Origin of the sequence: Rhodoligotrophos sp. CJ14 (assembly GCF_038811545.1) — a bacterium.
Classification (GTDB): Bacteria; Pseudomonadota; Alphaproteobacteria; order Rhizobiales; family Im1; genus Rhodoligotrophos; species Rhodoligotrophos ferricapiens.
In genome coordinates this window covers 838,166-852,642 of the sequence record NZ_CP133319.1, presented here as the reverse complement: position 1 = coordinate 852,642, position 14,477 = coordinate 838,166, and the positions used below count along the sequence as shown (strand labels likewise).

Here is a 14,477-nt window from a genome sequence, read left to right as displayed (position 1 = left end):
GGCGCTTTTGCAGGATCTGACACTGATATGGATATCCTTGCTTCCATCAGGGCGGCACTGACGCCGATCCACCGGGAAGGCTACCGGTTCATCGCCATTTTTGCGGTGATCACACTGCTGTTGTTTTGGCTGGTCTCGGACACGCTTGGCTGGATCGGCGTGATCCTCACGCTGTGGTGTGCCTATTTCTTCCGCGATCCCGACCGGGTCACCCCGTTACGCGATGGCCTAATCATCAGCCCGGCCGATGGCCGAATCAGCGCGATCCAGTCGGTCAGTCCGCCTCCGGAGCTTGGCTTTGGACCTGAACCGCGGCTGCGCGTCTCGATCTTCATGAATGTGTTCGATGTGCATGTGAACCGGTCGCCGGTTCCAGGCCGCGTGGTGCGGATGAACTATATCCCGGGTAAGTTCATCAATGCGGAGCTCGACAAGGCGAGCGAAGACAATGAGCGTCAGGCGCTCGTCGTTCAGATGGCAGACGGCACGGAGATCGGCATGGTGCAGATCGCGGGCCTTATCGCCAGGCGCATCGTGCCCTTCGTGCGGCCGGAAACCCAAGTTGCCGTGGGCGAGAGGGTCGGCCTCATCCGTTTCGGCAGCCGCGTCGATGTCTTCCTGCCTGTGGGCAAGACCGCGCTGGTGGCGATTGGCCAGAGGGCGATTGCCGGCGAAACGGTGCTGGCGGATCTCAACTCGAGCGAACCGGAGCGCGTGGCGCGACTTGGATGACGGGCGCAGCTTGAGGCGCGAGCGCCAGGCTTCAGCATTTTGAAATGATCCGTGTCCGGGGAAACAAGGTGACCATGCATCAAGAACATGCTGTAAAGCGGGCTGCATTGGTCGTCCGGCGGCCGAGGCTATGGTCAATAGAGGAGACGTGAATGGAGTGGCGCGGCAGCGAATCGCTTGATCCCATTCAGCGATCCCGCGAGCAGAGATTGCGCCGGTTCAAAAAGGTGCCGGTGCGCTTTCTTCTGCCCAACCTGATCACGCTGCTCGCGATGTGCGCGGGCGTGACGGCGATCCGCCTCGGGGTCGAGGGGCGGTTCGAACTCGCGGTGGCCGGCATCATTCTCGCCATTCTGCTGGACGCGCTGGATGGCCGGATCGCCCGGCTGCTGAAAGGCACCTCGCGCTTCGGGGCGGAGCTCGATTCGCTCGCGGATTTCGTCGACTTCGGCGTTGCGCCGGCGGTCCTGCTCTATCTCTGGTCGCTGCACGAGCTCAAGAGCGTCGGCTGGATCGTTTGTCTTGCGCTGGCGATCTGTTGTGGATTGCGGCTCGCCCGCTTCAATGTGGCGCTGGATGACCCGGATGCGCCGCCCTTCAAGAGCAATTTCTTCACCGGCGTGCCGGCGCCAGCCGGGGCGGGGCTCGCCCTGGCACCGCTCTTCCTCGGCTTTCTCGGGGTCATTCCCGATGGTCCGGACGCCGCGTGGTTCATCCTTCCCTATGTGGCGATCATCGCCGTGCTCATGGTGAGCAAGCTGCCGACCTTCTCCGGCAAGACGCTCGGGCAGCGGGTGCGCCGTGATGTCGTGCTGCCCATCCTCCTGCTCATGGTGCTGTTCATCGCATTGCTGATGAGCTTCCCATGGCAAGTGCTTACGGCCATCGCGGTGATCTATCTCGCGATGCTGCCGATCGGTTATCGCAACTACCAGAGACAGGCACGCGCCTATCAGCAGCGGGTTCTGGAAGATCAGCAGGGCACCGGGCCTGCATCAACAACCGAAACTCATTAGGCAGGCGTCGTGGTCAGCTCGACATTGGGATTGGATATCGGGCGTTCCGGAGCCGACTTCCCGGCAGCGGTTGAGGAAATCGGCGCAATAGGCTTGAGCCGATGGATGACAGCGCGCCGGCCTTGTCTCATTGAGGCACGCGGTCAGATCGGCATAACAGGCGCTGCGCCAGGCTTCCTCCTGAAAGGCTGCCTCGATACACAAGGTGTAAGATTGCCAGCATTGCCCGGCGGGTGTCTCATCGAGATCTTCCTGAGCTGCTGCGGTGGCGATGATGCCAATTGCGAGCATTGCCGCGCCGATGCTCGTGCCCCAGTGCCGTGCCGACATGCCACCCCCCTTCTGCTCAGCTGATCACATACTAGGGGCCGCCGCATCATGCATAGAAAAAACATGATCTCATGGCTCGTCGTGCGGCGCGGCCGCGAAATTCCGGATGAGCGTTGGGTGATCGGTCGTGTAGAGGTGCAAGTAGGAGGCTGAAGCTTTTGTCGCGCCTAGGTGTCAAGCTCGGCGGGCTGGCCGCCTCGTGGGCTGCTTGGGCAGCTCGCCATGCCATTTGGCTGCTGGTCTGTCTCATCGCGCTGGCGGCTGCGGCAGGCTATGCCGGTTACCGCGTGCTCGATCTCGATTTCAGAGAGACGCGGATCGTGGCCAGGGACGTCCCGTTCCGGCAGGCCGCGCGCCAAGCAGAGGCCCTGTTCCCCTGGATTGCGGGGGGAGCCGTCACGGCCATCGTCGAGGCGGATGACCCGACGATCGCGCGCGAGGCGGCCAGCCGGCTCACTGCGGCGCTCGATGATCGACCAAGCCTGTTCAGCGATGTCTTCGCGCCGGGTCTTGGACCATTCTATGAGCAGAACGGCCTTTTGCTGCTGAGCCCACAGGAGACGCAGGCGGTCGCGGCGCGGTTGCGGCGGTGGATGCCGTTGATCGATCTCCTCCATACCCAACCGGACCTCGTCGGCCTGTCGACCGCACTCGACCAGCTCGGGATCGCGGCGCAGATGAATATCTTCCCGCGGGAGGGGGCTGCGCTGCTCACGGAACTTGATCGGGTGATCCAGAGCCTCATCGACCAGAAGCCGGCGACGGTCGATTGGCAGGGCATTCTGGTCGGCGATCTCAACCGAAATCGGCAGCAATGGCGGATTTCGGTTCAGCTCAGCGAGGATCCCGCCGCATTTGCAACCCTCAGGGCGCTCGCCCAGGATCCGGCGATCACCGGCCCTGGAAGGGCGCGCATCGCGCTTGCGGTTGGGCAAGGCAGCGGACCGCTTGACCTCAGCAGGCTTACAGGCTGGGCGTTGCATGCCCTGGTTGTCGCATTCGTGCTGGCGGCGATCGTTGCGCTCCTCGCGCTGCGGTCCATTCGGCTGTTCATCGCGTCTCTCCTGGCCTCCGCCGTGAGCCTTGCCCTCGTTGCGGGCGCTGCCGGTGCTCTCGTCGGATCTCTCACGCTGCCTGCCTATGTGCTTGCGATCGTCATTGTGGCGTTGAGCTTCGATGGGCCGTTCCTGGCGGCGCTTCGCTATCGCGAGGAACGGCTGGCGGGGCGCGAGCATCCGCTTGCGATCGCGGGTGCCGCTTATTCGTTCGGGCCGCCGCTGCTGATCTATGCCCTGGTGATGGCCGTTGCTTTTGCAGCCTTCTGGGCGACGGGCCTGACCGGCATCGCGAAGCTTGCGGGATTTGCCGCCGCTGCCATGGGCATCATGTGGCTGGTCACGATGGTGGCCATGCCGGCGCTGCTCAGTATCCTGCCGCTCACGCCACGGCAGCGAGCGGGCGTTGGCGGGCAAGTGTTACAGACGATCGGCGCGGCACTCACGGCGCAACCGGTTCGGCTGGCGATCACATTGCCCATCATGGTTGCGGCCATTACGGCCATGTTTCTGCTGCACCAGGTGGAATTCGACCGGGATCTCGATCATGGGGCGGGGATCGGCTCGCAGGGGGCAGCGCATGTGCTGGTGAAGGGTGTGGGGCCCGCCCGCGACGTCATCGCACGATTGGAGGCCATGCCCGAGGTTGCCGGGGTTGCGAGCGTGTTCAGCTTCATTCCCAGCGGCCAGTCGACCAAGCTGGCCATGTTGAGGGGTATTCAGGCGAGCCTGCCCGAGGCAAGAGAAAGCGAACTGCAGGTTCCGGGAGAATTGCCCGCGGAAACCAATGCGCTGGTGCAACTGAGCGAGGTGGTCCATAGCCTCACCCAATCTTCGGCACCGCCGGAAGCGCGGGCTGCGGCGGGGACGCTTGAGGATACGATACGGAATTACATCGAGAAGGTAGGGTCGGATGGGGCCGCGGTAACGGGCCTCGAATCCGCGCTGGTCGGTAGTCTGCGGGAGACCACGGTGAGGGTGAGGGCGCTTGCGGATGCCAATCGGATTTCGCTGGACACGCTGGACTCTGAGCTCAAAAGGCGGTTTCTCTCGCCCAGTGACGATTACTTGATCGAGGTATCAGCCAAGGGCGACCTTGGGGATACGGAAACGCTGCGCCGTTTCGTCAGCGCGGTGCAGAGCGTTGCACCAGATGCCAGCGGGCCTGCCATCGATGCGGTGGCGACCGGCTCGTTTCTCAAGACCTCGAGCCTCTTTGCCCTGGCGATCGCATCCGCGGGGCTCGCACTCCTGCTTTTCCTCACCCTGCCAAAGATTTACGACGTTTTGCTCGTGTCGGTTCCCATCGGGCTTGCGGGTCTCATTCTCACCGGCGCCACTGTGGTCATGGGGCTCAAGATCATTCCCCTGGCCCTCGTCGCGCTACCAATCCTCATCGGCATCGGGGTTGGCAATTGCGTCAAGATGATCATGCGGGCCCGAGAAAGCATGGCCCATCAGGGTGCAACCAGACCGAGCACGCCGCGGGCCGTGTTTTGGTCGTTGCTGTGCGTCATGGCCGTTTCGGCGCTGCTGCTGCTGTCGCCGCTCCCGAGCCTGGTGGTGGTCGGTCGATTCCTGGTGATGGGCGGTTTCCTTCTTCTTCTCTGCATTTTTTTGGTGCTGCCGACACTCGTGCAGCTCACCCTGCGCAGAGATAGCCATTAGTTACCGCAGTGCATCAGAATGCTGCGGCAGCAAAGTCACAGCATGGATCAATTAACCTAAGGGTGCGGTATTGGAACGCGATCGATCCGGTCGCACTTGACGGTCGAGGGTCTTTTCAGCCATTGCTGAACGCTGGCTCAGGATTATCAAGCGTCCGAACGAGGCGGCCAATATTGGCAAAGCTTCCTCGGGTCGGCGCGGTCATGAAGAGGCTGCTGTGGCAGTACCATTTATCCAGCAGGTGCGCGTAGGGGGTTACATCCTCAAGCAGAAGCTCGCCGGTAACAAGCGCTATCCGCTGGTGCTTATGCTCGAGCCGTTGTTCCGGTGCAATCTGGCGTGTCCAGGCTGCGGGAAGATCGACTATCCCAAGCCGATCCTCGATAAGCGGCTTTCCGTCGAGGAATGCCTGCAGGCGGTGGATGAGTGCGGTGCGCCGATCGTCTCCATTCCAGGAGGCGAACCACTGATCCATAAGGAAATCGATCAGATCGTCTCCGGCATCGTCGCGCGCAAGAAGTTCGTCTATCTCTGTACGAACGCATTGCTGCTGAAGAAGAAGCTCGATCTGTTCACGCCAAGCCCCTATCTCACCCTGTCGATCCATCTGGACGGGCTCAAGGATGAGCATGACAAGGCGGTCGACCAGGAGGGCACTTTCGATCGCGCGGTCGAGGCCATCCAGGAAGCGGTCAAGCGCGGCTTCCGGGTGACGGTGAACTGCACGCTGTTCAATACGGCCGATGCCGAACGGACCGCCGAGTTCTTCGACTTCGTGATGGGCTTGGGGGTCGAGGGCATCACGGTTTCGCCGGGCTATGCCTATGAGCGGGCACCGGCACAGGATCACTTCCTCTCCCGGCGTCAAACCAAGACTCTGTTCCGCGACATCTTCCGCCGCGGCAAACAGAGCGCGACGAAATGGGTGTTCAACCAGTCGAGCCTTTATCTCGATTTCCTCGCGGGCAATCAGAACTATAGCTGCACGCCCTGGGGAAACCCGACCCGCAATATCTTCGGCTGGCAGAAGCCCTGCTATCTCATCGGCGAAGGCTATGTCTCCTCTTTCAAGGAGCTCATGGAGACCACCGATTGGGACAGCTATGGCACGGGCAAGTACGAGAAGTGCGCCAATTGCATGGTGCATTGCGGCTTCGAGCCCACGGCTGTCAATGACACGGTTGCGCATCCCCTGAAGGCACTCAAGGTGTGGCTCGGCGGGTTCAAGACGGAAGGCGACATGGCGCCGGAAATCTCGCTCGATAATCAGCGGCCGGCGGAATATGTCTTCGAGAGCCATGTCAGCAAGGCGCTTGCGGAGATCCACGAGAACCCGCAGCCAGAGAAACCGAAGCGGGCGAAGGTCACGCTGATCAACCGCAAAGGTTCAAAAGGCGAGATGAGCAAGGCGAGCTAAGCCTTGTCGCGCCGCCTGATTGGCGCGGGCCAGCCGTAATAGATCCACAATATCGTGAGGGCGCCGCAGCAGGGCAGCAATGGTTGCTGCGGCGCTCGTCTCGCCATCCGGGCGCATTCCCGCCATCGCCGCTCGCGGGATGGTGTGACGTGCCTCATCCAGCACGACCCTCAGGGCGATGAAGGGTACGCCGTGCTCGCGCGCAACGGCCGCAATGCCGGCGCTTTCCATGTCGACCACCCGCGCGCCACTCGTCTCAAACACGGTTGCTTTATGCCGGGCACAGGTGACCGGGTCGGTGGCGGTTAGGAGGTCACCTTGGCTGTCAAGGGTCGGGGTGCGTGCGAGAACCACACCGCGCCAACCATCATCGCAGGAGAACGCCTCACCATTGCCGTCAATCACACGCTGTGGGAGGACAGCGGTGCCCGGGCGGAGACTTGGATCAAGGGCGCCAGCGACGCCGAAGCTGACCAGGGCGTCGACGCCGGTGGACAAGAGCGCACGTGCCGCCGCTATAGCCCTGGACAGACCAGGTCCGTGACACGCTATGGGAGCAAATGGTGCTTTGGTGCGCGCGATCGTTGCTTCGAAAGCCAGCCCGGTGACAATGCCGGGCTTGACCGGCAGCCTAGTCGTGACACGGACGTTCAAGTCACATCCCCCAGAGGACTTGCTTGCTGTTGCCGCGCTTCAGATTGCGGAAACGGGAGAGCGCCCACACCGGAAAGTAAGAACTGTAGCCGTGATAGCGCAGGTAAAACACCCGGGGAAAGCCGACAGCCGTGTACCATGGCTCTTTCCAATTTGCGCCTTCCCTGGGCGAATCGAGTATGTGGCGGATGCCCCGAGCTACGGCTGGATTATCTACCTCGCCGGCGGCCATCAAGGCAAGCAAAGCCCACGCCGTCTGCGAGGCGGTTGATTCCTTTGCTTCGGCGCGGCGTTCCTGCCAGTAAGTCGCACCATCCTCGCCCCAGCCACCATCTTCGCGCTGGCGGGTGAGCAGCCAGTTAACGGCCTTGCGGATATAGGGGGCCTGCATATCCTCGCCGACGGCGTTGAGCGCGCAGAGCACTGACCAGGTGCCATAGACGTAGTTGGTGCCCCAGCGGCCGAACCAGGAGCCGTCTTCCTCCTGCTCGGCCTTGAGGTAGTCTATGCCCCGGCGCACCACCGGGTGCTCGCGAGAATAGCCGGCCTGGGCGAGAAAGCTCAGGCAGCGGGCAGTGACATCCGCAGTTGGCGGATCGAGCAGCGCGCCGTGATCGGCGAAAGGTATCGAGTTCAGGAAATCTGCGTTATTGTCGATATCGAAGGCACCCCAGCCGCCATTGCTGCTCTGCATGCCCTCGATCCAGGCAAGTGCCTTGTCGATCGCCTCCTTGTGAGCAACGGGATCGGCCCGGTGCAGGAGCATGCCGACAACGGCGGTGTCATCGACATCGGGATAGTAGTCGTTCCGGAACTGGAAGGCCCAGCCACCTGGGGCGAGATCGGGCGCGTTGATCGCCCAGTCGCCCTTGACGTCCGTGATTTGCCGGTCGACGAGCCACTCGCAGGCCTTGTTGATCTTGGCGTCAGCATCTGGAATGCGGGCTTCGGCAAGCGCATGGGCGGCCAGCGCGGTATCCCAGACGGGCGAGACACAGGGCTGTACATAGCGCGGACGGTCGCCGCGCTTGTCGCGATGATCAACGATGAGCTTGCGGACCGACCGGCGTGCAATCGCAAGATCAGGATGATCTTTGGGATAGCCAAGCGAATGGAACGACATGATCGTGAAGGCCATGGCCGGAAAGATGGCGCCCAGCCCGTCCTCGCCATTCAGCCTCGGGGTGATGAAGTCCACGGCCGCGTTGATCGCCCGCTTGCGGGTGAAGAGGCGGGGGAAAACATGCCGCTCGGCCGGCTGCAGCAGCTTGTCTAGCTTGAGGAAAAATTCGCCCCAGGCACTGCCGGTCGGGTTGGTCAGCCACGTCTTGATCTTCTCCGGCGGGGTGCGGAAGAGCTCCTGGACGGAGCCTCGGTTCGGATTGGCCGCCCGTGGCCGCAAGGACGCGAGAATGAGCAGGGGGGCGATGACTGTCCGGGACCAGTAGGAGAATTTCCACATGTTCACCGGAAACCAGCGCGGCATCAGCATCAGCTCGATGGGCATGGCCGGAATCGCATGCCACGGGACCTCACCGAACAGGGCCAAGATATAGCGCGTGAAGACATTCGAAGTCTCCGCGCCACCATGCGCCAGGATCGCCTCGCGCGCGCGCGCCATATGCGGCGCGTCAGGGGCATCGCCGATCAGCTTCAAGGCGAAGTAGGCCTTCACGGAGGCCGAGATGTTGAAGTCGCCGTCGTAATAAAGCGGCCACCCGCCATGCTTTTCCGACTGGGTCAGCCGGAGATACTCGCCAAGCTCGGCCTCGAGCTCAGGCTCGAGATCCCCTAAGAAGTGGTTGAGAAAGATATACTCGGCGGGGATAGTTGCATCCGCCTCTAGCTCAAACAGGATATGACCATCATCCTGCTGCAGAGCCGCAAGCGCCTCTGCTGCTTCAGTAACGGTCTGGTCGATCCGGGAAAAGAGATCCGCATCGACGCTAGCCGGTCCTCCCTTGTTTTCACTCGATCGGTGGCCGGGTGTTGTCAACGTCATGATCTTCCTTCGGCAGGGTCAGTTTCTTCAAGATTGATCTCGCGGGGTTGAGTTGCGCGTCGGCAGACCTTTGTCAAGTTGAAGCCTTGCCGGATCTGGCCAAGGCATCAGCGGCAAAAGAGCCCGACCGGATCGCGCCCTCGATGGTGGCGGGCAGGCCGGTCGCGGTCCAATCTCCGGCGAGCACCAGATTGGAAAAGCGGGTCTGGGGCTTGGGGCGCAGCTCTATCTGTTGCGGCGTCTGCTCGAAGGTGGCGCGACGCTCCTTGATCACCCGCCAGAGCGGCATCGGGGCGTTAGGCTGGCCAAGCGCCTTTGCAACATCCGCCCAGACGGCTTCGGCAACGTCATCGGCTGCCCGTTCCGCCAAGGCCTGCGCGGAGCTCACCGTGACGGAGGCGACATCGTCGCGCACGAAGATCCATTGCGCGACGCCACCGACGATGCCGATCAGCGGCAGATCTGGAGGCAGGCGCGGCTCATGGTCGAGGCGGAAATGGACATTGACGATGGGCGCATGGGCAGCGGGTACGGTAAGGCCATGCACGAGATCCGCGGCGACGGGGGCAGGCACCGCCAGGATAACCTGGTCATCGGGGCCAAGATCCACCGCCTCGCGCGTGAAAGACAGGGATGTCAGCCGCGTGCCGTCATGCACGAGGCTTGCAAGCCGCGCGCCATAGGTGATGTCGACCCCGTGGCGGGCAAGCCAGGCGAGGGCCGGATCGATGAAGGTGTCCGAGAGACCGTGAGCGGCGATGCGCGGCCGGCAGGCGGCTCCGCCGCGGGCGAAGATCTCGGTCAAGACCGGCTTGAGCAGGGTTGCGGCGGCAAGATCGGGGGGCGCATTGAGAATGCCCACCACGACCGGGTCCCAGTAGAGCTCCATGGCGCGATCATCAACCGCCAGCACCTCGCTGACAGTCGCGCGGGGATCGGCCCGCAGGAGGCGCAGGCCGGCCAGATAATCACCGGCGCGGGTGCCCGGCGCGCGCCGGGAGGGCACGAACATCCACCAGGGCAGCCTCCCGAAATTGGGCGCGATCACCCAACGTTGGCCGGTGCGGACATCCAGGAAGGGAAAGCGCGCCCGATCCGGTCCGATCAGCCGGTCGGCTGCGCCGATCGTCTCCAGAAATTTTTGGGCTGAGCGATTGCCGGAGAGCAGAAGGTGATTGCCGTTGTCGATCAGCCGGTCGAGGGCTGCGTCGTGGAACGAGCGACAGCGGCCACCAGCACGGGCAGCCTGTTCCCAAAGCTTCACCGCCCGGCCGGCCTTGGTCAGCTCGACCGCCGCGGAAAGTCCGGCAAGGCCAGCCCCTATGATATGGACATAAGACATTAATCGGATTTGGCGCGAGCCATCCCTACCGGCGAGATCCCCCTGGCGTGTTCTAAAGCAATGCGTAGCGTAAGGCGATCAGCAGTCGCTCACCTTTGCCCACCAAACGCTTCGAGACGAGCGGGTCGGCAAGGTCGCTATCGGGCAAGGCCACCATGCGGGTCAGATCGCGATGGTAGACTTCCATCATGATCCGCGCAGGCCGCATCTTGCGGCGGTCGCATCGCTGCAGCGCCTGGCGCGCCCGCGAGAATGCATCCTCGGCTCGCCGCGCCAGATCGCGCCATAAGGCGGGATAGGCGGGATGGCGCGTGACTGCCTCTGCGGTCGTGACCCGGATGCCATGGTGATCGAGCAGGTCGCGCGGCAAATAGAGCCGTCCCCGCTCGGCATCCTCATGGACATCGCGCAGAATGTTGGTGAGCTGCAGGGCGCGCCCAAGCGCGTCTGCAACCGCGCGGCCGCGCGAATTGGGCTCGCCGAAGATATGAACGCACAGCCTGCCGACCGCGCAGGCGACCCGGTCACAATAGAGGTCGAGTTCGGCGACACTCGGCGCGAAGATCGGCTCGCCCGCGTCCATGGCCATGCCATCGATCACCGCCTCGAAATCCGCCTTCATGAGGTCATAGTCGCGGATCGGGCCGGCGAGCGCCCGGGCCAGGGGAGAGCGCACCTCGCCTTCGCCATAGAGCGCATCGATCTCCCGCCGCCATTCATCAAGGCCCGCCTGCTTCTGAGCAAGTGGTGCCTCCTCGTCGGCAATGTCGTCCACATTCCGACAGAAAGCGTAGACGGCAAAGATCGCCGAGCGCTTGTGGCGGGGCAAAATCCGCATGGCCCAAAAGAACGAAGACGAGGCATTGCGCACCACAGCCTCAACCTCGGCGTGGTCCAGATCGGGAGGGCCCGAAAACTCCACCGCGCCTCGGCCGTTCGTTTGGCCAGAAATAGGACCTGCAGCAACCATATCGAAACTGGCCGGCCGTTCAGGCCTTAGCCTTGAGTTCGAGGACCTTATGCTCTTGACCGATCGCCTTGAAGACCTCGGCGACGATGTGCTGAGCCTGCAGCCCGGCATCGTCATATTGCTCGGTCATGGAGCCATGCAGGATGAACCGGTCGGGCAGGCACATCGGGCGGATTCTGGCGCCGCGATCGAGAAGGTTGTTCGTTGCAAGGAAGTGCAGCACATGCGAGCCAAAGCCGCCAATCGAGCCTTCCTCGATGGTGATCAGCACTTCGTGGTTGAGCACGAGCTGGCGGATAAGATCCTCGTCCAAGGGCTTGGCGAAGCGCGCATCCGCAACGGTGGTGGAGAGACCAAGCGCCTTAAGCTCCGCTGCCGCCTTCCGGCATTCCGCGAGCCTGCCACCAAAGGAGAGGAGCGCGACCTTGGTGCCTTCCTCGACGATGCGGCCCTTGCCAATCGGCAGGGGCGTGCCGTCCTGCGGCAGCTCGACGCCAACGCCTTCGCCCCGTGGATAGCGGAAGGAGCAGGGGCGGTCATCGATCGCGGCGGCGGTCGCCACCATGTGGACAAGGTCAGCCTCGTCTGCAGCGGCCATCACCACGAAATCCGGCAGGCAGGCCAGGTAGGTGATGTCATAGCTGCCGGCATGGGTGGGGCCGTCCTGGCCCACAAGGCCCGCGCGGTCGATGGCGAAACGGACCGGCAGACGCTGGAGAGCTATGTCATGCACGACCTGGTCGAAGGCGCGCTGCAGGAAGGTCGAGTAGATCGCGGTGAAAGGCTTCATGCCTTCCACGGCAAGTCCGCCGGCGAAGGTCACCGCATGCTGTTCGGCAATGCCGACATCAAAACACCGTTTGGGGAAGTGCTCGGCAAATTTGTCGAGCCCCGTGCCACCCGGCATGGCGGCGGTGATCGCCACGATCCGCTCGTCCTTCTCGGCCTCCTTTACGAGCGCATCGGCAAAAACCTCCGTATAGGTCGGATGGTTGGAGACGACCGTCTTCGGTTCGAAGGTGACGGGATCGAACTTGCCGACCGCGTGATATTTCTCGGGGCTCGGCTTGGCGAAGGGATGGCCCTTGCCCTTCTCGGTCACCACATGCAGGAGAACGGGGCCGAGCGTGTCGGCATCGCGCACATTCTGCAGAATGGGCACGAGCGTGTCCATGTCGTGCCCATCCACTGGGCCGACATAATAGAAGCCGAGCTCCTCAAAGAGCGTGCCGCCAAAGAGCATGCCGCGCGCATATTCATCCGCACGCGCCGCAGCCTTCTGAAAGCTCTTGGGGAAGCGGCTGGCAAGCTGCTTGCCGATATCGCGCAGGGACAGGAAGGGGCGCGAGGAAATCAGCCAGGAGAGATAGTTGGTGAGCGCGCCAACCGCGGGGGCGATCGACATGCCATTGTCATTGAGGACGACGATCAGCCTTGAATCCAGAGCCCCGGCATTGTTCATGGCCTCATAGGCCATGCCGGCGCTCATGGCGCCATCGCCGATCACCGCGATCACATTGTTGTCGCGTCCCGCGAAGTCGCGGGCCACCGCCATGCCGAGACCTGCGGAAATCGAGGTCGAGCTATGGGCCGCGCCAAAGGGATCATATTCGCTTTCGGTGCGTTTGGTGAAGCCGTGCAGCCCATTGCGCTGGCGAATGCTGCGAATGCCGTCCCGCCGACTGGTCAGAATCTTGTGAGGATAGGCCTGGTGGCTGACATCCCAGATGAGGCGATCGTCCGGTGTGTTGAACACGTAATGGAGAGCAACCGTCAGCTCGACCACGCCAAGCCCGGCGCCAAAGTGACCCCCCGTCACGGCCGCGGCGTCAATCGTTTCCGCACGCAGCTCATCTGCGAGTTGACGTAACTGACGCTTGTCGAGTTTGCGCAGATCGGCCGGGCACGCGACCGTATCTAGAAGCGGTGTAACAACCATTTTTCCTCGAATTGCTCAGCGCATCCCCGTCGAAGCGGATGCCCCAGTCCTCGCTCCAGCAGTGCTTTCAGCCGTCCCGAACCTTGTTTCGTCGCGGCACTTTCGGCTCTGCCACCCCGTGTCCAAGGCACGCTCCTGAGAATGACTTTAACATCCGCGGGCTTCCAGGCAAATCTCTTTCCCGGAAACCCGCACAATTGCTTGATTTATAGTTTCCACGACGTAGAACTGTGATTTGTTTGCCATAGTTGCGATCTCGTGGAATTAGCGGGCAAGCCAGGCGGTACGCACGCCGGAAAGGCCACAAATGACGAATTGTGGCTTGGTCAAGACCACACGTTCGGCCAAGGGATCGCGATGGCCAAGCTCATGCACCAGCTTCCAAGCGATCTTCACGATCACCGCCGATTCCATGGCCAGGCGGCGATCCCGCAAGCGGCCGGGCAGACGGTCGGCTTCGCGCAGAAGTGCGCTCGTGCCCTCAAGGCAGCGATCCAAGACCCGGCGCAGGCCGGGACTTGTCCGTGGGCGGTCTAATGCCGCGACGCTCACGCCTTCATCATCGAGCCATTCGATGGGAAGATAGACCCGGTCCAGATTGGCGCGGTCCTTGCCGCAATCCTGCAAATGATTGATCACCTGCAAGGCATTGCAGAGCGCGTCGGAGGACACATAGCCCGAGCGATCCTCCCCATGCAGGTCTAGAAGGAAGCGGCCGACGGGGGATGCCGAACGATCACAATAATCGATGAGCTCGTCCCAGTTCCGGTACCGGTTCTTCACCGCGTCCTGCTTGAAGGCGGAAATCAGATCCAGGCAGTGGCGATCGTCGATGCCCGTCTGCCTGAGCATTGCGGCCGCGGCCTTCGCCTTCTCCAATCCCGGCCGCTCGGCCAGCACGGGGTCACGCAAGGCGCGCGCAAAGAGATCGAGCCGCTCGACCTTTGCGGCGGAGGAAAGCTGCGGATCATCGGCGATATCATCGATCGCACGGGCAAAGGCATAATAGCATGCCACATGCGGCCGAAGCCTCGCCGGCAGCAGCCAGGAGCCCACGGGGAAGTTCTCATCTGCCGCTCCCTTGCCGGAAGGGGTCTCGATGAGGGCGGTCTGATGTTCAGTCGTTGCATTCATGGCCGGGCTCTTTCGCTGATTTGGGCTGCAAGCTCAAGGGGCGAGTTGCCGACCCAAGGCCTCGGCTTGACGGTTATGGCGGGCATCGTCAAAACTGGGCGCAGGCCAATAACGACGTGGACATGCGTGACCGACTTTGCGCGACAGGACCCTGCCTTAATATTAAGCTCGCGAACAGCGCATGACGAGCTTCTGATCCTGTGCGCGCGCATGGGGTA

Annotated in this window: 11 protein-coding genes; 4 read left to right on the top strand and 7 right to left on the bottom strand. The window is 62.6% G+C overall.

Annotated features, from left to right (window positions below):
- Positions 1-27 precede the first annotated feature (27 nt).
- Together RCF49_RS03905 and RCF49_RS03900 are read left to right on the top strand one after the other, a co-directional pair.
- Positions 28-732, top strand: a complete 705-nt coding sequence (locus tag RCF49_RS03905) for a phosphatidylserine decarboxylase (protein ID WP_342642738.1) — start codon at positions 28-30, stop codon at positions 730-732.
- A gap of 152 nt (positions 733-884) precedes the next feature.
- A complete protein-coding gene (locus RCF49_RS03900) occupies positions 885-1,748 on the top strand; it encodes a CDP-alcohol phosphatidyltransferase family protein (protein ID WP_342642737.1) in 864 nt (287 codons plus the stop codon).
- Here RCF49_RS03900 and RCF49_RS03895 read toward each other — a convergent pair.
- A complete protein-coding gene (locus RCF49_RS03895; protein ID WP_342642736.1) occupies positions 1,728-2,078 on the bottom strand; it encodes a hypothetical protein in 351 nt (116 codons plus the stop codon). The two genes, RCF49_RS03900 and RCF49_RS03895, sit on opposite strands and share 21 nt — an antisense overlap.
- Before the next feature lie 158 nt (positions 2,079-2,236).
- Here RCF49_RS03895 and RCF49_RS03890 point away from each other — a divergent pair, with 158 nt between their 5' ends.
- Together RCF49_RS03890 and hpnH are read left to right on the top strand one after the other, a co-directional pair.
- Positions 2,237-4,801, top strand: a complete 2,565-nt coding sequence (locus RCF49_RS03890; RefSeq protein ID WP_342642735.1) for an MMPL family transporter — start codon at positions 2,237-2,239, stop codon at positions 4,799-4,801.
- 217 nt (positions 4,802-5,018) lie between these two features.
- Entirely contained in the window at positions 5,019-6,218 is a 1,200-nt protein-coding gene (gene hpnH / locus RCF49_RS03885) for an adenosyl-hopene transferase HpnH (RefSeq protein ID WP_342642734.1), read from the top strand.
- Here hpnH and RCF49_RS03880 read toward each other — a convergent pair.
- The 6 genes from RCF49_RS03880 to hpnC all read right to left on the bottom strand — a co-directional run bounded on the left by RCF49_RS03880 (position 6,189) and on the right by hpnC (position 14,259).
- Positions 6,189-6,872 carry a hypothetical protein gene (locus RCF49_RS03880; RefSeq protein WP_342642733.1) on the bottom strand — a complete coding sequence of 228 codons (684 nt, stop codon included), beginning with the start codon at positions 6,870-6,872 and terminating at the stop codon, positions 6,189-6,191. The two genes, hpnH and RCF49_RS03880, sit on opposite strands and share 30 nt — an antisense overlap.
- A gap of 1 nt (position 6,873) precedes the next feature.
- A complete protein-coding gene (gene shc, locus RCF49_RS03875) occupies positions 6,874-8,874 on the bottom strand; it encodes a squalene--hopene cyclase (RefSeq protein WP_342642732.1) in 2,001 nt (666 codons plus the stop codon).
- 73 nt (positions 8,875-8,947) lie between these two features.
- A complete protein-coding gene (hpnE, locus tag RCF49_RS03870; protein WP_342642731.1) occupies positions 8,948-10,216 on the bottom strand; it encodes a hydroxysqualene dehydroxylase HpnE in 1,269 nt (422 codons plus the stop codon).
- 52 nt (positions 10,217-10,268) lie between these two features.
- Positions 10,269-11,138, bottom strand: coding sequence for a presqualene diphosphate synthase HpnD (gene hpnD, locus RCF49_RS03865; RefSeq protein ID WP_342642730.1), 870 nt, complete (start codon positions 11,136-11,138; stop codon positions 10,269-10,271).
- Positions 11,139-11,205: 67 nt separating this feature from the next.
- Positions 11,206-13,125 (bottom strand): 1-deoxy-D-xylulose-5-phosphate synthase, encoded by a 1,920-nt coding sequence (dxs, locus tag RCF49_RS03860; protein WP_342642729.1) that lies wholly within the window; start codon positions 13,123-13,125, stop codon positions 11,206-11,208.
- Positions 13,126-13,389: 264 nt separating this feature from the next.
- Entirely contained in the window at positions 13,390-14,259 is an 870-nt protein-coding gene (gene hpnC, locus RCF49_RS03855) for a squalene synthase HpnC (protein ID WP_342642728.1), read from the bottom strand.
- Between the last annotated feature and the right edge of the window lie 218 nt (positions 14,260-14,477).

Excerpts from the sequence above, each read along its gene's own strand:
- RCF49_RS03905 (WP_342642738.1), top strand. The coding sequence starts at position 28 with ATGGATATCCTTGCTTCCATCAGGGCGGCACTGACGCCGATCCACCGG.
- RCF49_RS03900 (WP_342642737.1), top strand. The coding sequence starts at position 885 with ATGGAGTGGCGCGGCAGCGAATCGCTTGATCCCATTCAGCGATCCCGC.
- RCF49_RS03895 (WP_342642736.1), bottom strand. The coding sequence starts at position 2,078 with ATGTCGGCACGGCACTGGGGCACGAGCATCGGCGCGGCAATGCTCGCA.
- shc (WP_342642732.1), bottom strand. The coding sequence starts at position 8,874 with ATGACGTTGACAACACCCGGCCACCGATCGAGTGAAAACAAGGGAGGA.
- hpnE (WP_342642731.1), bottom strand. The coding sequence starts at position 10,216 with ATGTCTTATGTCCATATCATAGGGGCTGGCCTTGCCGGACTTTCCGCG.
- dxs (WP_342642729.1), bottom strand. The coding sequence starts at position 13,125 with ATGGTTGTTACACCGCTTCTAGATACGGTCGCGTGCCCGGCCGATCTG.
- hpnC (WP_342642728.1), bottom strand. The coding sequence starts at position 14,259 with ATGAATGCAACGACTGAACATCAGACCGCCCTCATCGAGACCCCTTCC.